This window comes from Pseudomonas azerbaijanoccidentalis (genome assembly GCF_019145495.1).
GTDB lineage: Bacteria > Pseudomonadota > Gammaproteobacteria > Pseudomonadales > Pseudomonadaceae > Aquipseudomonas > Aquipseudomonas azerbaijanoccidentalis.
This window is the reverse complement of sequence record NZ_JAHSTU010000003.1, coordinates 517,692-542,472: the sequence shown is the minus strand read 5'-3', so window position 1 is coordinate 542,472 and position 24,781 is coordinate 517,692. Positions and strand designations below refer to the sequence as shown.

The 24,781-nt window shown below is 61.9% G+C and carries 14 protein-coding genes; 7 read left to right on the top strand and 7 right to left on the bottom strand.

The window, feature by feature from the left end:
* Nucleotides 1-13: 13 nt before the first annotated feature.
* Nucleotides 14-637, bottom strand: coding sequence for a glutathione S-transferase N-terminal domain-containing protein (locus KVG88_RS13185; RefSeq protein ID WP_150703233.1), 624 nt, complete (start codon nt 635-637; stop codon nt 14-16).
* 139 nt (nt 638-776) lie between these two features.
* On the opposite strand from KVG88_RS13185, the gene KVG88_RS13180 reads away from it, so the two are divergent.
* From KVG88_RS13180 to KVG88_RS13165, 4 genes are all read left to right on the top strand, one after another.
* A complete protein-coding gene (locus tag KVG88_RS13180) occupies nt 777-1,298 on the top strand; it encodes a DUF3455 domain-containing protein (RefSeq protein WP_217871672.1) in 522 nt (173 codons plus the stop codon).
* 107 nt (nt 1,299-1,405) lie between these two features.
* Nucleotides 1,406-1,936: a sigma-70 family RNA polymerase sigma factor gene (locus KVG88_RS13175; RefSeq protein ID WP_150703231.1), complete on the top strand. Its 531-nt coding sequence runs from the start codon at nt 1,406-1,408 to the stop codon at nt 1,934-1,936.
* The gene (locus KVG88_RS13170; protein WP_217871671.1) at nt 1,933-2,655 is read left to right on the top strand and encodes an anti-sigma factor; all 723 of its coding nucleotides are present in this window, start codon (nt 1,933-1,935) and stop codon (nt 2,653-2,655) included. Before KVG88_RS13175 ends, KVG88_RS13170 begins: the two co-directional genes overlap by 4 nt.
* Nucleotides 2,656-2,800: 145 nt before the next feature.
* On the top strand, nt 2,801-3,208 hold the full coding sequence (locus KVG88_RS13165) for a hypothetical protein (RefSeq protein WP_150703229.1): 408 nt from the start codon (nt 2,801-2,803) through the stop codon (nt 3,206-3,208).
* 84 nt (nt 3,209-3,292) lie between these two features.
* Here the strand turns inward: KVG88_RS13165 and KVG88_RS13160 are convergent, their stop codons facing one another.
* Nucleotides 3,293-4,381, bottom strand: a complete 1,089-nt coding sequence (locus tag KVG88_RS13160) for a DUF1615 domain-containing protein (protein ID WP_217871670.1) — start codon at nt 4,379-4,381, stop codon at nt 3,293-3,295.
* Between the two features lie 382 nt (nt 4,382-4,763).
* Between KVG88_RS13160 and KVG88_RS13155 the strand changes: the two genes are divergently transcribed.
* Together KVG88_RS13155 and KVG88_RS13150 are read left to right on the top strand one after the other, a co-directional pair.
* Complete coding sequence (locus KVG88_RS13155; protein ID WP_217871669.1) at nt 4,764-6,965, top strand: TonB-dependent receptor; 2,202 nt, start codon at nt 4,764-4,766, stop codon at nt 6,963-6,965.
* A gap of 151 nt (nt 6,966-7,116) precedes the next feature.
* Nucleotides 7,117-8,652 (top strand): FAD-dependent monooxygenase, encoded by a 1,536-nt coding sequence (locus KVG88_RS13150; protein WP_217871668.1) that lies wholly within the window; start codon nt 7,117-7,119, stop codon nt 8,650-8,652.
* Nucleotides 8,653-8,774: 122 nt separating this feature from the next.
* Here the strand turns inward: KVG88_RS13150 and hemB are convergent, their stop codons facing one another.
* The gene (gene hemB / locus KVG88_RS13145; protein WP_150703225.1) at nt 8,775-9,749 is read right to left on the bottom strand and encodes a porphobilinogen synthase; all 975 of its coding nucleotides are present in this window, start codon (nt 9,747-9,749) and stop codon (nt 8,775-8,777) included.
* A 72-nt stretch (nt 9,750-9,821) separates the two neighbouring features.
* Nucleotides 9,822-10,532 (bottom strand): glutathione binding-like protein, encoded by a 711-nt coding sequence (locus tag KVG88_RS13140; protein WP_217871667.1) that lies wholly within the window; start codon nt 10,530-10,532, stop codon nt 9,822-9,824.
* A 367-nt stretch (nt 10,533-10,899) separates the two neighbouring features.
* Here KVG88_RS13140 and KVG88_RS13135 point away from each other — a divergent pair, with 367 nt between their 5' ends.
* Entirely contained in the window at nt 10,900-11,574 is a 675-nt protein-coding gene (locus KVG88_RS13135; RefSeq protein ID WP_217871666.1) for a histidine phosphatase family protein, read from the top strand.
* 135 nt (nt 11,575-11,709) lie between these two features.
* On the opposite strand, the gene mnmH is transcribed toward KVG88_RS13135, so the two are convergent.
* From mnmH to KVG88_RS13120, 3 genes are all read right to left on the bottom strand, one after another.
* Entirely contained in the window at nt 11,710-12,813 is a 1,104-nt protein-coding gene (gene mnmH, locus KVG88_RS13130) for a tRNA 2-selenouridine(34) synthase MnmH (RefSeq protein ID WP_217871665.1), read from the bottom strand.
* Nucleotides 12,813-13,847 carry a selenide, water dikinase SelD gene (gene selD / locus KVG88_RS13125; RefSeq protein ID WP_217871664.1) on the bottom strand — a complete coding sequence of 345 codons (1,035 nt, stop codon included), beginning with the start codon at nt 13,845-13,847 and terminating at the stop codon, nt 12,813-12,815. The genes mnmH and selD overlap by 1 nt, the downstream gene beginning before the upstream one ends.
* A gap of 109 nt (nt 13,848-13,956) precedes the next feature.
* Nucleotides 13,957-24,492, bottom strand: coding sequence for an autotransporter-associated beta strand repeat-containing protein (locus tag KVG88_RS13120; RefSeq protein ID WP_217871663.1), 10,536 nt, complete (start codon nt 24,490-24,492; stop codon nt 13,957-13,959).
* Nucleotides 24,493-24,781 lie beyond the last annotated feature (289 nt).

Genomic DNA, 24,781 nt, shown 5'->3' with positions numbered 1-24,781 from the left:
CATGCGGTGTGTTTCACCCCGGCCAATGCCGGGCAAACACCGGTGCCAGTGTCGGATGCCGGTCAATGCGCTCCAGCCACGCGAAAAAACCCGGTCGGGTGCTGCGCAAATGCTCCCGGCTCCCCGCCCATCGCGTCACCACCGCAGCCAGCACGTCCAGAGCGCCGGGTTTTTCATCCCCCAGATACAACTCAGCGGAAAACTCATCGGCAAACACTTCCCAACTCCAATGCAGCCGCGTTCGGGCGCCGGCTATCAGGTTTTGCCTCGAGCTTTCATCGGCCTCGGCCAGCCAGCGCTCGGGGTAATCGATGATGCCGATGGCTGCATAACAATTGCTGACGATGTACGCCAGCCCGCGAATGACCTGGTCCCGTTTCGCGGCTTCATACGGCAACAGCTTCGATCGGGGAAACGTCAGCCCGAGATGAATCAGGATCGCCGCACTTTCGCTGAGGATGCTGCCGTCGGGCAGTTGCAGTGTCGGAATCTGCTTGAGCGGGTTGAGTTTCTCCAGCGCCTGCGCGGCTTCCGTGGACGCCTCGACATCGATGAAGCGATACGCAATCTCGCACAGTTCCAGCGCGGCCTCGACCGCCGCCGCGCCCGAGTTCTGGTGACCATAGAGCTGATACATACACACCTCCTTGGGATGCTCTCCAGCAGCTGACTGTTGTGGCGATGAAAAATTTCTTCGAGGCACTGCATCCAGAATGCCTTGCCAAGGGTAGTACCTGTAGCAGCTCCTGTTGCTGCCCACTTTCGGAGAGCCATAGATGAACGCCAAACAGCTGATTTGCCTTCTCGGTTTGTTCACCACCATACCGGCGGCCTACGCCCAGACCGGTCTGCCCGACAGCATCAAGGTGCCGGACGGGCACAAAGTGGCCATGGAAACCACCGGGGTCGGCGAAATCACCTACGAATGCCGGGACAAGGCCAATGCCGCCGGCCAGACCGAATGGACCTTCGTCGGCCCCAAAGCCGTGCTCAATGATCGCAGCGGCAAGCAGGTGGGCACCTATTTCGGACCGCCGGCCACCTGGCAAGCCAAGGACGGCTCGAAAGTCACCGGCACGCAACTGGCCGTGGCGCCGTCGAGCCCGGGCAACCTACCCTATCAACTGGTCAAAGCCAACCCGGCCGAAGGCAAAGGCGCCATGAGCGGCGTCAGTTACATCCAGCGAGTCGCCCTCAAGGGTGGCGTCGCGCCCAGCAGCGAATGTTCGACGGCCAACAAGGGCAAGCAGGAAGTGGTGAAGTATCAGGCGGATTACATTTTCTGGGCAGCCAGTTGAGGCCCGGTATCTGACAGATTGCCTGCACGGGCAGCCTTGCGCCTACAAGGCTGCCGATTGTTTGCTAGATTGCATTCGACCTTTCAACCCACTGCCGGCCGAGAACAGTGTCCTTGCCCGAAACCCTTTTCGACTACGAACACCACTTGGCCGCCTGCGCGCGCGGTGAGCGTCAGGCCCTGCGCGATTTGTACGTGCAGGAGAGCCCGCGGCTGTTGGGGGTGGCCAAGCGTCTGGTGCGGGATACGGCGCTGGCCGAAGACATCGTCCACGATGCGTTCCTGAAGATCTGGACTGGCGCCGGGCGTTTTGACCCGGCGCGTGGTTCGGCCAGGGGCTGGATGTACAGTGTGACCCGGCACCTGGCGCTCAATTACCTGCGCGATCACAGCCGCGAAGTTCAAGACGATGTCGACGTGCAGGACAACAGCGCGAACACCTTCGATTTCCAGGAGCATTCGGCACGCATCCATGGGTGCCTGGAGCAACTGGAGCCGGCACGACGCAACTGCATCGTGCACGCGTACGTCGACGGTTTTACCCACGCGCAAATTTCACACAAACTCGGCACCCCGCTGGGCACCGTCAAAGCCTGGATCAAGCGGAGCCTGACGGCATTGCGGGAGTGCATGGGATGATCACCAGACCGACCGACGAAACCCCGGAAGCGCTCGACGAGTTGGCCAGCGAGTACGTGCTGGGGACGCTGTCGGCCGAGCAACGCGCCGAGGTTCAGCAACGCCTGCGCAGTGATGTCGGCTTGCGCAGCGCCATAGACTCCTGGGAGCGGCGTTTGCTGGGTTTGACCGAACTGGCCGAACCGCTCACGCCATCGGCGCATCTGTGGCAGCGCATCGAACGCAGCGTGAATGCCCTTTATCGCCAGCCATCGACGTCCCGCGCGATGCCGCCCGCGACCTGGTGGAACCGCCTGCCTTTGTGGCGAGGCCTGGCCGGCGCCGGGCTGGCCGCGACCCTGTTGCTGGGGGCCATGCTGTTGACGCAAACCACGGTCAAGCCGACGTATCTGGTGGTGCTGGTCGCTCCGCAAGACAAGGCGCCTGGGTGGGTGATTCAAGCCAGCAACCCCAGGGAAATCCAGCTGATCCCGCTGGGCGTCGTGGAAGTGCCGGCAGACAAGGCCCTGGAGTTCTGGACCAAGGCCGAAGGCTGGCAGGGGCCGGTGTCCCTCGGCCTGGTGAAACCGGGGCAAACGCTGTCGGTGCCGCTGGACAAACTGCCGCCTCTGGAGCCGAACCAGTTGTTCGAACTGACCCTGGAAAACCCCAATGGCTCGCCAATCGGCAAGCCGACCGGGCCGATTCAGTTCATCGGTCGCGCCGTGAAGGTGCTCTGAGCGTCATCATCAGCCTCACGACAGGTAGTACACGCCCAACATCAATACTGTCGATGTTCACCATCACGTCAATGAAGTTCTCTTAAAAAATCCGCGGCGTAACATCAGCTCCATACCAACCCATTACACCCCGGAGCACACGATCATGAAACGCCAAACTCTCCTCAGCATCGCTTTCTCGGTTTTCGCAGTTAACGCTTTTGCCGCTACCTCTGCTCAACCTGTCGTCGCTGAAGGCGGCGCGGATCGTCTGATCGAAAGCCGTGTGGCTGAAGGGGGTTCTGACCGTCTGCAACAGAATCGTGTTGCTGAAGGTGGCGCTGAACGCCTGCTGGAAAAACGTAACGCGGTCGCTGCCGATGGTTCGGATCGTTTGAAAGGCAACGAAGTGGCTGCTGATGGCTCGGATCGCCTGAAAGGCAACGAAGTGGCTGCTGATGGTTCGGATCGCCTGAAAGGCAACGAAGTGGCTGCTGATGGTTCGGATCGCCTGAAAGGCAACGAAGTGGCTGCTGATGGTTCGGATCGCCTGCAAGGCAACACCGTCGCCTAAACAAATCGCTACACCGCTACACCCACAAAAAGCCCGGCCTGATCAGCCGGGCTTTTTCACGAGCGTGTAGATGCTCTGTTCCCTTCAATTACGCGCCATGCAACGCTGATAACGCTCATCAACCCGTTTGGCAAACCACGCCGTGGTGAGTTTGCGGGTGATTTTCGGGCTTTGCAGGACAATCCCCGGCAACACCGCACGAGGCAGCGACCGCCCTTCAGCTTGTTCGGCCAACGCGAAGACCCGCTGATAGAGTTTGCTGTTCTCGAAGGCCAGGCTGTTGCCCTCCTCCAACTGATCCCGGATGGTTGGATTACGCATGTCCAACTGCTTTCCGAGGGTGCGCACCGCCAGCTCCGTACTGCCGGGCATGATCGAACCGTAGCGGACCAGATCCCCGTCCAGCGCTAATGGAATACCCGAGGCCCGACTGACGGCATTCTGGAACGCCGCATTGCGGCTGGCGTACCAACCGGCGTTGAAGTCGGCAAAACGATACAGCGGCTGTTCGTAGCTCACCGGGTAACCCAGCAAATGGGCGATGCCGAAATACATGCCGCCCCGACGGCTGAACACCTCACGACGAATCGAGCCATCCACCGGATAGGGATAACCCTTGGCGTGCTGTTCGGCAAAATCGATGCTGACCTGCATCGGCCCGCCGGTGTGCACCGGGTTGAAACCGGCGAACAACGTCTGTCCCATGGGCACCATGCCGATGAAATCATCGAAAATCGCACTCAGTTCTTTCTCACTGCGCGCTGCATTCAGACGGTCGCTATAGGTTTTGCCGGTAGGCGAACTCACCCGCAAGGCACCACTGACCAATAGCCCGGGAATGTGTGCCTTGCTCGCTCGGCGATCGATTTCCTCGCGGGCGATCTTGCCCAGTCCGGGCACCGGCGGGTCGACCTGGAACGTCGATTCCTGCTCGGTAACCGCCAGCACCGCACACAGGTTTTGCGTGGTGGGTGCAATGCTCTGCGCAGCAAACGCGGCGTAGATGTCCGTCGCCCAGCCCTCACGATCCACGGTTTTCGCCGGCAGCAACCGTACGATTTGCGCCTTGACCTCGGCAGGCTTGCGCACCGGGGCTTCTTGAGTCCGCTGACTGCTGCAACCGGCCAGCACCAGCAACGCGGCGACACTCATGATCAATCGTTGGGCTTGCATGTTGCTCCAGGGAGTCCATTGAACCGGGTTAACCATACGACCATTCGCATGGCGCAGGCTATGACCCTCCCCCGCCAAGCTGCGTTCCCTCCAGCAACTCCATCCTCCGTAGCAGCTGCCGAGCCTGCGAGGTTGCGTTCGGCTGCGAAGCAGTCGTGAAACCAGGCACTCGCGCTTTTCGGTAAATCGCATTCATCGGGTTTACGACGGCTGCGCCGCCGAACGCAACCTCGCAGGCTCGGCAGCTGCTACGGATGGCTACCTGTAGCAGTGAAGACAAAAAAATCGTGCGATGTGACTGGGAACCCCTATCATTTGTATCTGGAGTCGCATTTGCGCATGGAGAATTGCGCCGTCACTTCCTTCTCTACAGGAACGAAACATGCCTACTCCAGCCCTCGGCGCTCCCTTTCGCCCGACGTTTCTCGCCTTGTTTTGCTCTCTGTCCATGACTGCCTATGCGGCTACGCCTGAGCCCACCGACGGCAAACCGTTGGTGCTGGGCGATGTCAACATCAATGCCGATGCCCCGGTGCCACCCGATCTCCCCCCGGTATATGCCGGTGGTCAGGTCGCACGCGGCGGTCAACTCGGCGTGCTGGGCAATCAGGACATGATGGACGTGCCGTTCAGCGTGACGTCCTATACCGAACAACTGATCCGCGACCAGCAGGCCGAAAACGTCGGCGATGTGCTGCTCAACGATTCATCGGTGCGCCAGGCGTCCGGGTTTTCCAACCAGGCCCAGACCTTCATGATCCGTGGCCTGCCGCTTAACGGCGACGATATTTCCTTCAATGGCCTGTACGGCATCCTGCCGCGGCAGATCGTTTCCACCGACGCGCTGGAGCGTGTGGAAGTATTCAAAGGCCCTAACGCCTTCATCAACGGCGTGACCCCGAGCGGCTCCGGCATCGGTGGCGGCGTCAACCTGCAACCCAAACGCGCCGGCGACGTGCCGCTGCGCCGTTTCAGCACCGACATCAGCGACGATGGGCGCATCGGTGAGCACCTGGATGTCGGCCAGCGCTTCGGCGAGGACAATCGCTTCGGCGCGCGGATCAACCTCTCGCAACGCGAAGGCGACACCGCCATCGACGATGAAAACCAGCGCTCCAAACTGTTCGCCATCGGCCTCGACTATCGCGGCGATGCCCTGCGGATTTCCGCTGACTTCGTCTACTCGAAGGAACGCATCAACGGCGGACGCAGCTCGGTCAACCTCGGCACCGCCACGCACATTCCGGATGCGCCTTCGGCCGACACCAACTACGCACAGAAATGGGGGTTCACCCAGATCGAAGACACCTTCGGCATGCTGCGCGCCGAGTACGACCTGAACGAAAGCTGGACCGCCTACGCCGCCGCCGGCGCCAAGCACACCCGCGAAGTGGGCAACTACGATGGCACCACCCTGGTCGGAAATGACGGCAGCTCAACCACGTCCGGCTCGTTCATTCCCCACGACGAAGACAACACCAGCGCCATGGCCGGCCTCAACGGCAAATTCGCCACGGGCCCGGTCAGTCACCAGCTCAACTTCGGCCTGGCAGGAATCTGGACCCAGCAGCGCAACGCCTTCGATTTCGACCTGACCCAATACCCGAACAACATCTATCACCCAGTCGACGTTCCGGCGCCACAGGGCGGTTTCTCCGGCGGTGACCTGCATGACCCGGGCATCACTGGCAAGACTTTCGTGCGCAGCGGCGCGGTGTCCGACACCCTGGGTTTCTTCGATGACCGCCTGCTGGTGACCGTCGGTGTGCGTCGCCAACAACTGGTAGTCCAGGGCTACGCCTACGGCACCGGGACACGCACCTCCAATTACGACGAGTCGATCACCACGCCGGTTTACGGCATCGTATTCAAGCCGTGGGAGCATGTGTCGTTCTATGCCAACCGCATCGAAGGCCTGGCGCAAGGGCCAACCTCCCCAACAACGTCCGGCTCGCGGGTCGTGGTCAACGGCAATGAAGCCTTTGCCCCGGCCCGTTCGAAGCAGATCGAAGCCGGTGTGAAAGTCGACATGGGCACCTATGGCGCCACCCTCGGTGTCTATCGAATCGAGCAGCCTGCCGATGGCTACACCGAAGTCATCGACGACACCACCGCACGCTTCGTGAACGACGGCGAGCAAGTCAATAAAGGCGTGGAACTCAACGTCTTCGGCGAACCCATCGATGGCCTGCGCCTGCTCAGCGGCGTCACGGTGATGGACACCGAACTGAAGAAAACCCAGGGCGGTCTCAACGATGGCAACCATGCCATCGGCGTACCGACCTTTCAGTTCAACGCCAGCGTCGATTGGGATGTGCCGGGCTTGCCAGGCGTCGCGCTCAACGGGCGGATGTTACGCACCGGTGGCCAGTACGCCGACGCCGCCAACAACCTCAGCCTGCCGACCTGGAACCGCTTCGATGCCGGCGCCCGCTACGCCTTCAAGGTCCAGGAAAAGGACGTGACCGTGCGCTTCAACGTCGAGAACGTCGCCAACAACGAGTACTGGGAATCCGCCCAGGGCGGTTTCCTGACCCAGGGCGAGCCGCGGGTGGCGAAGCTGTCGGGCACCATCGACTTCTAACCGCCAAACGCCTCCTCGTAGGCGCTGCCGCAGGCTGCGATCTTTTGATTTTTGAAAATCAAAAGATCGCAGCCATTTCCGTTGAGCAGTCAGCCTGGCCGCCTTGCGTCTGTGGACCATACTTGAACCACTTGGCGAAGAGGACTGGTTCATGCACCGCAGCGACGTGTTGATCATCGGCGCCGGCCCGACCGGGCTGGTATTGGCTCTGTGGTTGAGCAAACTGGGGGTGCGTGCACGGATCATCGACAAGGCCAGCGCCCCCGGCACCACGTCGCGGGCGCTGGCCGTTCAGGCGCGGACGCTGGAGTTATACCGCCAGCTCGGCCTTGCAGAGGCGATCGTGCAGCGCGGCCATCGTGTGGCTGCCGCCAATTTCTGGGTCAAGGGCGAGGCCGTGGCACGCTTGCCGCTGAGCCGTGTCGGCGAAGGTTTGACGCCTTACGCGTTTCTCGAAATTTTTCCGCAGGATGAGCACGAACGGCTGCTGATCGAGCGCCTGGAAACCTTCGGCGTCAGCGTCGAACGCAACACCGAGTTGCTGGGCTTCGAGGAAAACGGCGACGGCATCACCGCCACCCTGCGCCTGGCCGACGGGCAACAGGAAACCTGCCAGGCATGCTACCTGGCCGGCTGCGACGGCGCCCGTTCAATCGTGCGCAAATCCCTCGACACCGGCTTTCCCGGCGGCACTTATCAACAGATTTTCTATGTCGCCGACGTGCAGGCCAGCGGTCCGGCATTCAACGGCGAACTGCACGTGGATCTCGACGAAGCAGACTTCCTTGCGGTGTTTCCGTTGGCCGCCGAAGGCCGTGCGCGATTGATCGGCACCGTGCGCGACGAACGCGCCGAGCAGGCCGAAACCCTGCGCTTCGAAGACGTCAGCAGCCGGGCCATCGAACACATGCAGGTGAAGATCGAACAACTCAACTGGTTCTCCACTTACCGCGTGCATCATCGGGTGGCTGACCACTTTCGCACCGGTCGTGCTTTTTTACTGGGCGACGCCGCCCATGTGCATAGCCCTGCCGGTGGCCAGGGGATGAACACCGGCATCGGCGATGCGATCAACCTGGCCTGGAAACTCGCGGCTGTGCTGAGTGGCGGCGCCGAGGCCCGATTGCTCGACACCTATGAAAGCGAGCGCATCGCCTTCGCCCGCAAACTGGTGGCTACCACCGACCGGGTGTTCACCTTCGTCACCGCCGAAGGGCGCATGGCTGATCTGTTGCGCACCCGCCTGGCGCCCTTCTTGATTCCAAAAATGGCGTCGTACGAAACCTCCCGCGAGTTCCTGTTTCGCACGGTGTCGCAAATCACCCTGAACTATCGCGGGATGGCCCTGAGCAACGGCGTGGCCGGCCACGTACACGGTGGCGATCGCCTTCCTTGGGCACACGACGGTGAGGGTGACAATTTTGAATCGTTGAAGTGTCTGACCTGGCAGGTGCACGTGTATGGCGACACCAGCGACGAGATGATCGCGTGGTGCCACGAGCACCATTTACCGTTGCAGGTGTTCGACTGGCGACCGGCGTTTGAAGAGGCTGGGTTGGGGCGCAACGGCTTTTATCTGTTACGTCCCGACACCTACGTGGCGATTGCCGAGACGTGTTCCGATCCGAAGGTGATTGAGCGGTATTTTCACGATCACGGGATTCGGCCGTTTTTCAGCGTTCCCTGAAGACACCATTGCCCCCTGTGGGAGCGGGCTTGCCCGCGATGGCGGCGGCACATCCAGCATCTATGTGTCTGACATACCTCTATCGCGGGCAAGCCCGCTCCCACAGGGTTTTGCTGTGTTTATCAGATCCCCGCCAACGCCAGGTCCATCGCAAAGTAAGTGAAGATCAGGTCCGCACCGGCCCGCTTGATCGCGCCGAGGCTTTCGCGCACCACGCGATCTTCATCGATGGCACCCGCCTGAGCAGCAAACTTGATCATCGCGTACTCGCCACTGACCTGATACGCCGACAACGGCAGGCGCGAGGCTTCGCGGATATCGCGGATGATGTCCAGATACGCACCAGCCGGCTTGACCATCAGCGCATCGGCGCCTTCCTGCTCGTCCAGCAGCGACTCACGCACCGCTTCACGACGGTTCATCGGGTTCATTTGATAGCTTTTGCGGTCACCCTTGAGCGCGCTGCCGCCGGCTTCGCGGAACGGGCCATACAGCGCCGAAGCGAACTTGGTCGAATAGGCCATGATCGCCGTCTGGGTGAAACCGGCTTCATCCAGCGCCCGGCGAATCGCCTGGACCTGCCCGTCCATCGCAGCAGACGGCGCGATGACATCGGCACCGGCACGGGCTGCGGCGACCGCTTGTTTGCCCAGGTTCAGCAGGGTCTGGTCGTTGTCGACTTCATGGTTGTGCAGCACGCCGCAGTGGCCATGATCGGTGTACTCGCAGAAACAGGTGTCGGACATGACGATCATTTCCGGCACCGCGTCCTTGGCAATGCGCGACATGCGCGACACCAGGCCATCCTCGCGCCAGGTATCGCTGCCATTGCCGTCCAGATGATGGGACACGCCGAACGTCATCACCGACTTGATCCCGGCCCGGGCATAACGCTCGATCTCGCCGGCCAGCTTCGACTCTGGAATGCGCATCACGCCCGGCATGCTATTGATCGGGACGAAGTCATCGATTTCTTCTTCGACGAAAATCGGCAACACCAGGTCGTTCAGGCTGAATTCGGTTTCCTGGAACAGACTGCGCAGGCTCGCATTGCGGCGCAGACGGCGTGGGCGTGCTTCGGGGAACTGACTGGACATGGGTATTCCTGAAAATCGGGGGACAAAAATGTAGGAGCGAGCAGGCTCGCTCCTACAGGGGGTTATGGGTTTTCAGTTGGTGATGGGTTTCGGGATTTCCAGACCGCGTTTCACCGCCGGCCGTGCGAGGAATTTTTCCAGCACGCGGTTGACGTTCGGGAAGTTCTGAATGCCGACCAGATCGCCCGCTTCATAGAAACCGATCAAGTTGCGGATCCACGGGAACGTGGCGATATCGGCGATGGTGTAGCGCTCGCCCATGATCCAGTCCCGGCCCTCCAGACGCTTATCGAGGACACTGAGCAGGCGTCGGCTTTCTTCGACATAGCGGTCACGGGGACGCTTGTCTTCGTAATCCTTGCCAGCGAATTTGTTGAAGAACCCGAGCTGACCGAACATCGGACCGATTCCGCCCATCTGAAACATCAGCCACTGAATGGTTTCGTAACGGCTAGCCCCTTCCTGCGCCAGCAGTTGACCGCTCTTGTCGGCCAGGTAAATCAGGATCGCGCCGGATTCGAACAACGGCAGTGGCTGACCGCCAGGACCGTGGGGGTCGAGGATCGCCGGGATCTTGTTGTTGGGGTTCAACGACAGGAACTCAGGGGACATCTGATCGCTGGTTTCGAAACCGACGCGATGCGGTTCATACGGCAGGCCAATCTCTTCCAGCATGATCGAGACCTTGACACCGTTGGGGGTCGGCAAGGAGTACAGCTGAATCCACTCCGGATACTGGGCCGGCCATTTTTCAGTGATGGGGAACGCAGACAAATCGGTCATGGGTTGGATCCACGAAAAAATTGAGAATACCGATCATAAAGGAGATCACGCGGGTTGAGAGCGTTGAAACCATCAATAACGCTGATGGTCGAGATCAATGCGGATCACAGCGTGATCGCAAGCCTTGGGGTGTAGGGTGTCCATAAATCCGCAACATCATGTCGATAACCTTCGCTGCAGCCCGTTGAAGGTTCCCGGTATCTTGCTGCGCTCTCGGCCGGAATCGAACCAATGGGCTTCAGAGGACTCTGAGCACTGCCCCTTTGAAACGGACCGGCTTCACGACATGGAAAACACCCGACGCTGGAAAGTCGCGGTGTAAAGGTTTGTCAGCCTTAACCCAATGCGCTGAAGAACCCTTTTTTCCATGAAGAATTTTCTGAAACTCGCCAATCGCTTCAAACATCGCGCCTATATATTTCTGCCTGCCCTGGTGGCGGCCAGCGCGTTGTTCATGTTGCTCGAGTCCCGCGAAAGCCGCGCCCAAACGGTGGACGGCACTCAGACGCTGGTGTTCCTGCGCCACGCGGAAAAACCCACTGGTGGCCTGGGGCAGCTCAACTGCCAGGGCTTGAACCGTGCAATCGACCTGGCGACCCTGTTGCCGGAAAAATTCGGCAAGGCCGACTACGTGTTTGCCGCCAACCCGACGCGCAATGTCGAGGAAGGCGAACTGGACAACTCCTACAGCTACATCCGCCCATTGATGACGATCAGCCCCAGCGCGATCAAGCTCGGCCTGCCGGTGAACATCAATTTCTCGGCCAACGACACCAGCGACCTGGCCGATGAGCTGCTGCATGACAAGTATCACAATTCGGTGATCTACACCGCCTGGTCCCACGGCTATCTGCCGGAGTTGATCAACAAGGTCGCCGGAGAAGCGGTCGGCAAGAAGCAGAAGATTACCGAGGATTGGGAATCGAACGACTATGACTCGCTGTATGTCCTGACCCTGACCTGGCACAACGGCAAGGCCAGCCTGCAAAGCCAGACCTACAAGCAGGGGCTGGATAACGGGCAGGAGACTTGCCCGACCTGAGTGTTGCGTGGCCGGTTCGGCCCTCATCGCTGGCAAGCCAGCTCCCACAGGGGTCTTGTGTGACCACAAAATCCGGGAGTAACCAAGCACATTGTGGGAGCTGGCTTGCCAGCGATGCGGTCGTTGAATCCACCCTCAACCCCGTTGATTCACCCGCTCCCGCAAATACTCCAATACCGCCCGCTGCTCCCCCGCAAACTCAATCCGTGCGCCCTTCTTTTCCCGCTGAAAGGCATACATCGGATCGTAATACTCAACCAGCAACCCTTCGATCCAGCCCCGGTGCAAATCCACCGCACCACTGCGACCCTGCTCGAGCAACGCTTGCTCCATCAGGATCAGCATCCGCTGATGGCGTTCGCCCCCCAGGCGTTTCTGCACGTTGTTCAGGCTTTCCAGCAAGCGTTCGGAGAACAGCGCAAAGCCTTCATCGCCATGCACGGCGATGAACTCGGCACACAAATCCACCACGTAATCACGCAAGATCCGCTCGACCCTCCCTTGCAGGCTGTCTTCCAGCCAGACCATGGGAAACCGTTGCATGCCCTGGTACAGCGGCAATGGCAGCGCACAACTACCCACCGCGCGGCTCTCGTCTTCGAGTACGAATTGCTCCAGACCGCGGGCTCGCTTTTTCAGCACATCCACTGCCAGGCGATTCTCGAAGTCGATGTTCGATGGCTGGCCCGTGGCGCGTTTGCCGAAACTGGAACCGCGATGATTGGCGTAACCCTCAAGGTCCAGGCCGTTGCTCAGTTGCGTCAGGACTTCGGTTTTGCCGGTGCCGGTCATGCCACCCAACAGCACGAAATCGCACTGGGCGACGGCTTGATCGACGGTCTCCAGCAGGAAGGTGCGCATGGCCTTGTAGCCGCCGCCAACTCGTGGATAGTCGATGCCCGCCTCGTTCTTGAGCCATTGCTGAACGATCTGCGAACGCAGGCCGCCGCGAAAACAATACAAAAGACCATCGGGATGCGCCCGGGCGAACTCCGCCCAGGCCTGGATGCGCTCGGCCTTGACGTCACCGGACACCAGTTGATGGCCCAGTTCGATGGCCGCTTGCTGGCCATGTTGCTTGTAACAGGTGCCGATGCGCTGCCGCTCGTGATCGTTCATCAGCGGCAGGTTGATCACGCCGGGAAATGAGCCCTTGGAAAATTCGATCGGCGCACGGGCGTCCATCATCGGCCGGTCGTTGAGAAAGATGTCGCGGTAATCGGTGTAGTCGACAGACATCAAGACACCTCGACCGCGTTGCTCTGTCGCTCGACCAGTTCGCCGATCGGCACCAGATCGAGGCCCAGCTCACCAGCGACCTTGAGGAATTCAGCATTGCCCGCAGGCGTGACGGCAATCAACAGGCCGCCGCTGGTCTGCGGATCGCACAGCACCCGTTTGTGCAGCTCTTGCAGGCGTCCAAGTTTGCTGGCGTAGCTGTCGAAATTGCGCAAGGTGCCGCCGGGCACGCAACCTTGTTCGAGGTAATACTCGACGCCCGGCAAACGCGGTACCCGGTCGTATTCGATACGCGCGGTCAGGTGGCTGCCATCAGCCATTTCCACCAGATGCCCGAGCAGGCCGAAACCGGTGACGTCGGTCATCGCGGTGACGCCTTCGAGTTTACCGAAGCGGCTGCCGGGTTTGTTCAGGGTGCACATCCAGTCGCGGGCCAGGCCAACGTCGGCACTGCGCAACTTGCCCTTTTTTTCCGCCGTGGTAAGGATGCCGATGCCCAGCGGTTTGGTCAGGTACAGCAAGCAACCGGCGGTGGCGGTGTCGTTGCGCTTCATGTGGCGTTTTTCCAACAGCCCGGTCACGGCCAGGCCGAAGATCGGCTCTGGCGCATCGATGGAGTGACCACCGGCCAGTGGAATGCCGGCCTCATCGCACACCGAGCGCCCGCCACGAATGACTTCACGGGCAATTTCCGGCGCCAGCACGTTGACTGGCCAGCCGAGGATCGCGATCGCCATCAACGGATCGCCGCCCATGGCGTAGATATCGCTGATGGCATTGGTGGCAGCAATGCGACCGAAATCGAACGGATCATCGACGATCGGCATGAAAAAATCAGTGGTCGATACCACGCCGCGCTCTTCATCGATGGAATAGACCGCAGCATCATCGCGCGAGGCGTTGCCGACCCACAGTTTCGGGTCCAGATTCTGCGCACCGCTGCCGGCCAGAATCACTTCCAGTACTTGTGGGGAAATCTTGCAACCGCACCCAGCGCCATGGCTGTACTGGGTCAGGCGGATCGGCTCGCTCATCATGGGCACCTCGTTGGGTCAATGGCGCCGATTCTAGCAGAGCAAGGCATGGCTGAACCCGAGGCAAAAAAAACCGCCCTTGCGGGCGGTCAAGCATTGCAGAAGCGAATCAGAACCCGAGGCTGAAACTGATGGTCATCGCATGGTCGTTGCTGTCGCCGGAGACTTGCCCTGAATAACCGATGCCGAGTTTGCCAGTCGGGCTGATCTGGAAATCCACCCCGGCTTCAAGCACGGCGCTGTCCTCGGCAATCGGCACACCCTGCACGGTGTACGAGGCACCGCCGTCGATGAAGGTCATGTCCGCGTCGGGTTTGGTGTCACCGAAGGCGTGACGCCAGCCAATGGCGGCACGCGGGGTGAACTGTCCACCGTTGGCCAGGGTGATGCGTTTGCCGGCGCGCAGGCCGAGAGTGGAGAACGTGATGTCCTGATCGGATTCAGCCGACAGGCGCCCCACCCCGCCTTTCTCCTTGGCCTTGTCGCTGTCGTAGTTGACGTAGGCCAGGCCGGCGAATGGCTCAAGCGCGATACCCGCGGCTTCGACGGTGTAACCGACTTCGCCAAATACCTGGGCGCTGCGCGCGTCGTAGTTGGCTTCCAGGCGATCGTTGTAGGCACCGACACTGACGTCGCGTTTGCTTTCGATGTCGTGCCAGCTGTACGCCGCGCCAAGGCGCACGGCCAGCGCATCGAACTGCGAGTTCAGGTATGCCGCCAGGTGGTAGCTCTCCACCGTGGCGTCCGAACGCCGGTCATGTGCGTCAATATCGCTGCGGGTGTAGCCGGCGACCATCCCAACACGCCACTGATCGTCAAGTTGCTTGTCGGTGCCGAGCATGAAACCGCTGAGGTTGCGATCCAGCTTCGCGCTGTTGCTGTCGCCATCCGACTCACCCCACGCCCCCAAGGCACGCACCCAACCGACCATCTCGCCGTGGCAACCGTTGCTGCTCAACTGATTGTCGCTGGGTGCGAGGGCATTGCGCGGATCATCCGCTGCGCTGCACGACGGCTGGCGCATGCGGTCGTTGACGGCGTCGCGCACGTAGCGCGAATCCTCAAGGATTGCACTGGCGGTACTCGCATGGATTTCCCCGGACAAGCTGTCGAAGGCGTTGCGTGCCTCGGCGACACTGAGGTTGAGGATTTCGTTTTGCAACGTTGCCCCGGCCGGCCCGTTGTTGGTCAACGCCGTAGCGGTGTTGAACTGGTTGCCGGTTGCGGCCACGTCGGCGAACGAGTTGCCGTTGCGGCTGACCGCCAGGTTCACCGCGTTCGCATCGTAAATCAGCGCGGTGTTGAGGAACGCGTATTGCGGCAGATCGGTTGTACTGAATGTTCCCGACACGCCGCCAGCACTGATCAGTGAATAGATGGTGTTGCCGGTGAACGGTGCGAGGCTCGTCACTTGCAGGCCGCCACCGAGGACTGCAGTGCCGCCGACGACCAGTGGTGTGGCGGTTGGCGAGCTGACCGTGAGTGCCAGCACACCATCGGCGGCGTTGGTCAGGTTACCGCTTACACTCAAGGTGCCATCAGCCCCGCCGGATGCCACGACGCCGTGGTTGTCCACCGCGCCGACACTGCCGTTACCGCTCAGGCCAGCGCCATTGGCCACGGTGATCTGTCCAGCGAGCGACGCGCGGGCCGCAAGGCTGCCGACTTGCAACACGCCCTGATCCACCGAGACGCTGCCGCTGAACGGCTGATTACCGGTCAGCAACAAACGTCCAGCACCGCGTTTGGCCAGCCGGCCGCTGCCACTGAGCGTGCCGTTGAACTGACCGGCGACGTTCTGCTGGAACACCAATTGTGCATTGTTGAGGATGTTGCCTTGCAGGCTGGTGGTGTTACCGATCAGCGTACCGCCGCTGACGGTGGTGCCGCCGCTGTAGGTGTTGGCCGCACTGAGCAACAGGGTGCCGGAATCAAGTTTTTCGATGCCGCCACTGCCCACCAACGGTACTGAAATTTCCGTGGTCGCCCCCGCGTTAACCCGCACTGGCGCGAGACTGCCACCCGCGCCGTTCACCGGTGTCAGCGTGCCGCCCGCACCGGGCGCCAGGCTGTAACCGCTGCCGAGGAACTGCAACCCGGTGAAGCTCTGGTTGCCGAGCACCGTCACGGTGCCGCCCTGCCCGCCGAATACCGCGAACTGGCCGTTGGCGCCCAGCGCCTGAGTGCCGCTTGGATCGGTCCAATTGGTCCCCGGTCCCCACACACCGCTGCCGCCACCGATGCTGCCGTCAGGGTTGGTTTTACCGCCGTTCCAGAACTGCACCTCACCCGGCGTGCCTTGCACCAGCAGGTTGATTTGATTGGCCAGCGCCGTTTGCAGGGTCAGGTTCGCCGCCGACACCGGCAGGCTGCCGTAGTCCAGGCCGTTGTCGGTCAAGCTGCCGCCGTAGCTGAACAGTTGATAGACGCCGATGCCGAATCCGCCGGCATTGCTGATGTTCAACGTGCCGTCGAGGGTCAGGTTACCGGCGACGTTGACGACGGTGGTCGAACTGGTCGCCGAGCCGAGGCTGAAATCCAGATTGCTACCCGAGGACAATGTCAGCGCCCCCACAGACAACGGCGTTGTCGTGTCGCCACCGACCAGCGTTGCCCCGCTGGCCAGTTGCACGTCGCCGCCGAGCTGACCGCTGCCGCCGATCTTCGCCCCGCTGGCGACGTTGACGTTGGCACTGTTGAGCACGCCATTGACGATCAGGCTGCCGGCTTGCACCGAGGTGTTGCCGGTGAGGCCGTTGTTGCCGCTGAGCAGTAACTGGCCGGTGCCGGTTTTGTTCAGTGTGCCGGTGCCGGTGAGGTTGCCGGTGTAACTGCCGTCGGCGTTTTGCTCGAAGGTCAGGGTCGCGTTGTTGACGATTGCGCCTTGCAGGCTGCTGGTGTCGCCACGGGTGCTGCCAGCGCTGAGCGTGGTGCCGCCGCTGTAGGTGTTGGCGCCGCTGAGCGCCAGGTCACCCGCGCCGTTTTTCACCAGGCTGCCGCTGCCGGTGATCGCGCCGATCAGGCTGGTGTTTTGATTGCCGGCGAGGGTCAATTGCGCGCCGAGGTTGATGGCATTGGCCAGTTGCAGCGCCGACGTGCTGTCGAGTGTGCCGTTGCCGAGCACACTCAGGGCGCCACTGCTGATCGCGCTGTTGTTGCCGAGGATCAGCGTCCCGTCGGAAAGCTGGGTGCCGCCGCTGTAGGTGTTACTGCCGTTGAGGGTCAGGCTCGAAGCGCCGGTCTTGATCAGACTGCCACTGCCGCTGACGTCACCGTCGAGGGTCAAGGCGTTGGAGCCGGCAACGTTCAAGCCGCCATTGAGCACCACATCGTTGGCCAGGGTAACCGCGCTGTTGCTGTCCAGCGCCGTGCCGGCAGCGGCAGTCAAAACGCCGGTGCCGAGGGCGGCGTTGTTGCCGACCACGATCTTGCCGCCATTGAGCGCGGTGCCCCCGGTGTAGCCGTTGGCGGCATTGAGCACCAGGGTGCCGGTGTCGTACTTGCCGAGGGTGCCGGCACCGTTGAGCGCTACGCCGATGGTCGCCGTCGCGTTCGGATCGACACGCACCGTGGCGTTGCCCAGCGAACCGTTGACCAGGTTCAGCGAACCCGCCGTGCCGTTTTGCAGGCTGTAGCCATCGGTGACGAACTGCATCCCAGTGATGGTTTGCGCGCCATTCACGGTGACGGTACCTGCCGCTCCCTGGAACACTGCGAAGTTATTGGCCCAGCCTTGGTTGGTGGTGCCGTTGACGTCGGTCCAGTTGGTGGTGCCGGTACCCCAGGTGCCGCTGCCACCATCGACCGAACCGTTGGCGACCAGTTGGTTGCCGTCCCAGAACTGCACGGTGACACCCGGTGCCGTCACCAGCAGGTTGATCTGATTGGCCAGCGCGGTTTGCAGTTGCAGGTCACCCGGCGTGACGCTGCCCGGCAGCGTGCCGAGCAGCATGCCGTTGTCGGTCAGGCCGCCGGTGTAGTCGATCAGCCGATAAACGCCGCTGCCGAAACCGCCGATGTCACTGACATTGAGCGTACCGTCGAGGGTCAGGTTGCCGCCGACGCTGACCAACGCATTGCCGCCACCGGACACCGGTGTGCCGAGGCCAACATCGAAGTTGGAGTTGCCGTTGAACATCAGCGAACCGACGGACAATGTGCTGCCGGTCACGCCCGCCAGATGACCGCCATCGGCCACCGTCACCGCGCCGTCCAGCGTACCGCTACCGCCCAGGGTGCCGCCGTTGTTGACCAGCACAATGTCGCTGCCGAGCGAGCCGTTGACTTGCAGGGTGCCGGCGTTGACGTTGGTGTCGCCGGTGAGGGTGTTGTTGCCGGTCAGTGTCAATGTGCCGCTGCCCAGTTTGGTCAGCCCGCCCCGGTCGATGCCGTCCAGCAGAGCGCCGTCGAATGTGCTGCTCTGATTGTTGCCACCAATGCTCAGGATGTCGAAGTCACCGATAAAAACCCTGCCGCCGCCGGTCAGGCTGCCGATGCTGGTCGAATCACCGATGCCGAGCGAGGTACCGGCGGCGAGATTGACGGTGGCGTTATCGCCCAGGGCGGAGCTGCCAACGGTGTTAACGCCGCCGGCCAAAATATCGATCAGTCCGTTGAAGGTGTTGTTGCCGGTAAGAATCAGTATCGCCGAGCCATCCTGGGTCAACGTACCGCTGCCGCTGATCACGCCATCAAGCTTAAAGGCAAGGTTATTGGCGATGGTCAGATTGGCATTGGTATTGACGTTGATGTTGTTGGCCAGCGCCAGTGACGTGTTATCAGTAATGGTTGCATCGCCAGTGACCGTCAGCGCGCCACTGCCCAATGCGGCGTTACTGCCGAGGGTTAGCGTACCGGCATTCAGTGTGGTGCCACCGGACCAGGTGTTGACGCCGTTAAGGGTCAGGTTCGACGCGCCGTTCTTGATCAGTCCGCCGGCGCCGCTGATGACGCCAGCGAGGGTCAGGTTGTTGGTACCGGTGTTGCTCAGGTTGGCGTTGAGCACCACGTTGTTGCCCAGGCTCAGCGCGCTGTTGCTGTCCAGCGCCGAGGCCCCTGCCACGGTCAGGTTGCCCAGGCCCAGCGCCGAGTTGCTGCCAGCGGTCAGGGTGCCGGCGTTCAGAGTGGTGCCGCCGAGGAAGTTGTTATTGCCGCTCAGGGTCAGGTTGGCTGCGCCGTTTTTGCTCAGGCTGCCGGCGCCGTTGACGGTGCCGGCCAGCGTCAGATCCGCCGTGCCGACGATGCCAAGGTTGCCCGCCAGGTTGACCGCGTTGTTCAGCGAAACCCCGGTGCTGGCATCCAGCGTGGTGCCGCCAGCGGCATTCAGGGTGCCGGAGCCGAGCGCCGAATTCGACGCCAAAACCAAGCCGCCCGCGTTCAAAGCGACCGGGCCGAGGAAGGCGTTGTTGCCGCCCAGTGTCAGGTTCGCCGCGCCGCTCTTGATCAGGCCGCCCGTGCCGCCAATCACACCGTTGAGGGTCAGCGCATTGCTGCCAACAATGGTGAGGTTGCCGTTGAGTGTCGCCGCGTTGGCCAGTGTCACCGCCGCGTTGCTATCCAGTTGCGTGCCGGCGTTCGCCGTCAACGTGCCAGTGCCGAGTGCGGTGTTGCTGCCGACGATGATCTTGCCGCCGTCCAGTTGCGTGCCGCCGGTATAGGCGTTGGCACCGCCGAGCACCAAGGTGCCTGCGTCGAGTTTATTGAGGATGCCGCTGCCATCGATATTGGCATTGATGGTCGCGGTCACGCCCGGATCGACGCGCAACGAAGTGGTGCCGCCGGTGCCGTTGACCGCCATGAGTTGTCCCGCCGCACCGTTGACCACGTTGTAGCCGTCGGTAAGGAATTGCATACCCGTGAACGCTTGCGTGCCATTCACCGTCACAGTGCCGGCGGTGCCCTGGAACACCGCGAAATCGCCGGCCCACGGTTGATTGACCAAACCGTTGGCATCGGTCCAGTTGGTGCCGACCGCATTCCATGTGCCGCTGCCGCCATCAACGACGCCGTTGGCAATGGTCTGGCTGCCGTCCCAGTAACGGATATTGACGTTCGGCGCCGACACTTGAATGTTGATCTGATTGGCCACGCCGGTTTGCACCACCAGGTCGCCGAGGCCGTAACCGACCGGCACGCCGGCGACATCGAGACCCAGGTTGGTCAGGGCACCGGTGTAGTTGAACAGGCGATACACGCCAACGCCAAAACCGCCGGCATCGGTGACGTTGAGGTTACCGTTGAGGGTGAGGTTGCCGCCGACGTTCATCAGCGAGGTGGTCGACGGTGTGCCCAACGCCACATCGACGTTGCTGCCGGCAGCCAGGGTCAGAGCACTGGCGGACAGTTGGTTGCCCGACGACAACGCCAGATGGCCACCGCTATTGACGTTGACGCTACCAATCGCCGAACCGGTGCCGGTCAGCGTACCGCCAGTGTTGACGTTGATCTGAGCACTGGCCAGCGAACCGCTGAGATCGACGGTACCGCCATTGATCGCGGTGTTGCCGGTGATGCCGTTGATCCCGGTGAGGTTCAGGGTGCCGGTGCCGACTTTGACCAGACCGCCGCTGCCGCTGAGGTCGCCGTCAAACGTGCTGGTGACGTTGCCGCCACCGACGGTCAGCGTGTTGCTGCCGGTGAGTTGCACACTGCCGCTGCCGGTCAGCGCGCCGAGGCTGGCGTCGCTGCCCAGGTTCAGGCCGGCACCGGCGCTGATGTTGACGCCGGAGGTGTTGCCCAAGGCGTTGGTGTTGAGGGTGGTGACGCTGCCCGAGACGATATTCAGCGCGCCGGTGAAGGTGTTGTTGCCCGCGAGGGTCAGGTCCGACAGACCGTTTTTGGTCAGGCTGCCAGCACCGCTGAGGACGCCGTTCAAACTCAAATCATTGTTGCCCGCAACCGTCAGCCCGGCGTTCAGCGTGATCGCATTACCGATGCCGAACGACGCGCTGTTATCCAGCGTTGCCGCACCACCGACGACCAATGCCCCGCTGCCCAGACCGCTGGCATTGCCCAGGGTCAGCGTGCCGGCGTTAAGCGTGGTGCCGCCGCTGAAGGTGTTGTTGCCATTGAGGGTGAGGTTGGCAGCGCCGTTCTTGATCAACTGGCCAGTGCCACTGGTGACGCCGCCAAGGGTGAGGTTCTGCGTGCCGCCCACGGTCAGCGCGGCATTCAATGCGATCGCGTTGTTGAGGCTGACCAGCGGCGAGTTGCTGTCCAGTGTCGCCGCGCCGGCAACGGTCAATGCACCGGAGCCCAGCGCCGAACTGTTGCCAACGGTCAGTGTGCCGGCGTTCAGCGTGGTGCCGCCGAGGTAGTTGTTGGCGGCGTTGAGAATCAGATTGGCCGCGCCGTTTTTCACCAGACTGCCAGCGCCGCTGACCAGACTGGTCAGGGTCATATTCGCCGTGCCGCCGATGTTCAAGGCACCGGCCAGCGCCACCGCATTGTTCAGGCTGACGGCCGTGTTGGCGTCCAGCGTCGTGTTGACCGCCGCGTTCAACGTACCGGAACCCAGCGCGGTGTTGCTGCCGACGGTCAGTTTGCCGGTGTTCAACACGGTGTTGCCAAAATAAGTGTTGGCGCCGTTGAGGGTCAGATTGGCAGCGCCGTTCTTGGTCAGTCCACCGATACCGGCAACCACGCCGCCGAGGGTCAGTGCATTGGTGCCGCCCAAGGTCAGTGTGCCCGCGAGGTTGACGTTGTTCGCCAGGGCGGCGGCAGTGCCGGCATCCAGCGTGGTGCCGTTCGACGCGTTCAGCGTACCGGTGCCGAGGGCGGAATTGGAGCCGACGACCAGCGAACCGGCATTCAGCGCAGTGGTGCCGGTGTAGGTGTTATTGCCATTGAGCGTCAGGCTCGATGCGCCGGTCTTGATCAAACCGTTGCCGCCACTGATCACCCCGCCGAGGGTCAGCGCGTTGGCGCCGCCGGCGGTGAGGTTGGCATTGAGAATGACGTTGTTGTTCAGTGCCACGGCCGAACTGCTGTTGAGCGTGCCCGCCCCTTCTACCGTCAAGGCGCCGGTGCCCAGTGCCGCGCCGTTCCCGACGGTCAGGCTGCCGGCATTCAACGTGGTGCCGCCGCTGTAGGTGTTGGTGCCGTTGAGCGTGAGATTGGCGGCGCCGTTTTTCACCAGCTGGCTGGCCCCGCTGATCACGCCACCGAGAGTCAGGGCATTGCTGCCGCCGATCCCTAGACTGTTGTTGAGAATGATGCTGTTGTTGAGCGTCACCGCCGCATTGCTGTCGAGGGTTGCCACGCCGCCCACGGTGATATTGCCGCTGCCAAGCGTCGCGTTGGCACCCGCCGTGATCGTCCCCGCGTTCAACGCGACGGCACCAAGGAAGGTGTTGGCGCCGTTGAGAATCAGGTTGGCCGCGCCGTTTTTGGTCAACCCGCCGCTGCCGCTGACAATCCCGCCCAGGGTCAGGTTGGCGCTGCCACCAATGTTCAGGTTGCCGCCGAGGGAGACCGCGTTGGTCAGCGCAACCGCGGTGCTGGCGTCGAGGGTGGTGCCTGCCGCAGTGGTCAAGGCACCGGTACCCAGCGCCGTATTGGAACCGACAATCAGCGTGCCTGCATTGAGCGCGGTACCGCCGGAGAAAGTGTTGTTGCCGCTAAGACTCAGGTTGGCGCTGCCGTTCTTGATCAGATTGCCCGCACCGCTGACGACGCCACTCAGGCCCAATGCCTGCGTGCCGCCAAGGGTCAGCCCCCCGGTCACTGCGACGGCGTTGGCCAAGGTCACCGCCGCAGTCGCATCCAGTGTGGTCCCGGCGGCGGTATTCAGTGCGCCCGTGCCCAGCGCGGTGTTGCTGCCGACGAACAGGCTGCCGGCATTGAGCAATGTGTTGCCGCTGTTGCTGTTGTTGCCGGTCAGCGTGAGGCTGGCGCTGCCGGATTTGGTGATCCCGCCAGTGCCCGCCAGCACGCCGCCGAGGGTCAGGGCATTGCTGCCGAGCACGTTCAGCGCGCCGGTCATGCCAATGTTATTGGCCAGCGTCACATTGGCGGTGCTGTCCAGACTGGTGCCAGCGGCGGTGTTCAGAGCACCACTGCCCAGCGAATTGTTATTGGTCACCAGTAAGCTGCCGGCGCTGAGGGTGGTGGTGCCGCTGTAACCGGTGTTGGCGCCGCTGACGGTCAGGCTGCCGGTTCCGGTCTTGGTCAGGCCGCTGCTGCCGCTGATCAAGCCGCTGAGGGTCAGGGCTCCGGTGCCGCCGGCCGTCAACGTGCCACCGAGGCTGATCGCGTTGTTCAGGCTGATCGTGCCCGGTGCGCTCAACGTTGTCGCGCCAGTGACATTGACGGTGCCGGTACTGAACGCCTGATTGTTGCTCACCTGCACCGTACCGCCGTTGAGCGTGGTATTGCCCAGGTAGGTGTTGGCGGCGCTGAGGTTCAATTGGCTTGCACCGAGCTTGGTCAGGCCACCGCTGCCGGAGATCACCCCGCTCAACGTGGAGGCGTTGTTGCCTTGCACCGTCACGCCGCCCGCGCCGAGGGAAATCAGGTTGCTGATGTTCAACCCGGCATTGCTGGCCTCCAGAACCCCGCCGTTGGACGTGATCACGCCGCTACCGAACGTGGCGTTGTTGTTGAACTGGGCAATACCGCCATTGAGCGTGGTCGCGCCGCTGACCAATGGCCCCTGCAACGTCCAGGTGCCGCTGTTGAGGGTCAGGTTGCTGAAGTTGACGTAGGTGGCGCTCGACGCCGTGCCAGTCTCGGCGATACCGCCGCCGACCCCGCTGGTGTTTTGCAGGATCAGGCTGTTAGTCCCCCCCGCACCGCCATCCACCGTACCAGTCGGGGCGAAAGTAAGGTTGATATTGACCAGACCACCAAGGCCGACGCTGATCTGCACGCCGTCACCGACGCTGACGCTGGAGCCGGTCACGGCCGTGAAGGTGTTGGTGCTCCCCGCGCCCATCGACACACCGCCGGTAATCGCACCGGCGTTGGTGAAGGTGTTGCCCGCCGCCGAGGTTTCGAAGGCAATCCGGCCGTTGATGACACCGGTGTTGCTGTTGGTCATGTTGACCTGCGAGCCACCGTAGACGCCGATCACCGGGGTGTCGGCCAGGGTGATGCCGCCGATCGACAAACCGGTCGAGGTAATGGTGCCGTTGTTGGTAATGCTGGTGGTGCCGGCGGCAGCGTTGTTCACGCCAATCGCCAGGCCGTTGATGCTGGTCAGGTTGAGCCCGAGCAACATGCCGGTGCCGCGCATGATCGCGCCGGCATTGTTGAGCACGTTGACCGCACTGGTGGCGCCGCTACCGATGAATGCACCGCCGCTCAACACCGACACCAGGTCGAGGACTGCCGGATCGATGATGCCGGAGTTGTTCAGGGAGATATTCACCCCGGTCAGGTCCATGACATGGCCGCCGAGGGTCGCATTCATCTGCGCCCCGCTGTTGACGTTGACCGTCAAGCCACTGGTGGCGCTGGAGAAGTTGTTGAGAAACAGCGGCAGCGACGGCACGCCGGTACAGGTCACGGTGGAGCCTGCCGTAGAGCAGGTCGCCAACGCCGGTGCGCTCACCCCGCCGAACAGCAGTCCCGCGACGCTCAGATGCACAGCAAGGGAAAGTGGGGAAAAACGTGAAACGAGGGCGACACCAAACCTTGCTTCCACGGGGAACTCCTTTCGTGGCGAAACCACTCCAATCCATGAAGGGCGTGTAGCAATGACGATGAAATGTTAAGCACTGTCAGAACTGCTACGACCCAAAAACCGTATCACTCCTGACACACGTTAGTAGAAGCTCCCGGATGAACACCTATCAAATAGTGCTATCACTTTTGTGTTAGTCACAGGAATCGCGCCCATTACAAATGCATGTCCTGTAGGAGCTGACGAGTGCAACGAGGCTGCGATCTTTTGAATTTACCAACGCAAAAACAAAAGATCGCAGCCGTCGGCA

Bases quoted from the DNA above. Each gene is read 5' to 3' on its own strand.
- KVG88_RS13185 (WP_150703233.1), bottom strand. From the start codon at position 637: ATGTATCAGCTCTATGGTCACCAGAACTCGGGCGCGGCGGCGGTCGAG.
- KVG88_RS13180 (WP_217871672.1), top strand. From the start codon at position 777: ATGAACGCCAAACAGCTGATTTGCCTTCTCGGTTTGTTCACCACCATA.
- KVG88_RS13170 (WP_217871671.1), top strand. From the start codon at position 1,933: ATGATCACCAGACCGACCGACGAAACCCCGGAAGCGCTCGACGAGTTG.
- KVG88_RS13165 (WP_150703229.1), top strand. From the start codon at position 2,801: ATGAAACGCCAAACTCTCCTCAGCATCGCTTTCTCGGTTTTCGCAGTT.
- KVG88_RS13160 (WP_217871670.1), bottom strand. From the start codon at position 4,381: ATGCAAGCCCAACGATTGATCATGAGTGTCGCCGCGTTGCTGGTGCTG.
- KVG88_RS13155 (WP_217871669.1), top strand. From the start codon at position 4,764: ATGCCTACTCCAGCCCTCGGCGCTCCCTTTCGCCCGACGTTTCTCGCC.
- KVG88_RS13150 (WP_217871668.1), top strand. From the start codon at position 7,117: ATGCACCGCAGCGACGTGTTGATCATCGGCGCCGGCCCGACCGGGCTG.
- hemB (WP_150703225.1), bottom strand. From the start codon at position 9,749: ATGTCCAGTCAGTTCCCCGAAGCACGCCCACGCCGTCTGCGCCGCAAT.
- KVG88_RS13140 (WP_217871667.1), bottom strand. From the start codon at position 10,532: ATGACCGATTTGTCTGCGTTCCCCATCACTGAAAAATGGCCGGCCCAG.
- KVG88_RS13135 (WP_217871666.1), top strand. From the start codon at position 10,900: ATGAAGAATTTTCTGAAACTCGCCAATCGCTTCAAACATCGCGCCTAT.
- mnmH (WP_217871665.1), bottom strand. From the start codon at position 12,813: ATGTCTGTCGACTACACCGATTACCGCGACATCTTTCTCAACGACCGG.
- selD (WP_217871664.1), bottom strand. From the start codon at position 13,847: ATGAGCGAGCCGATCCGCCTGACCCAGTACAGCCATGGCGCTGGGTGC.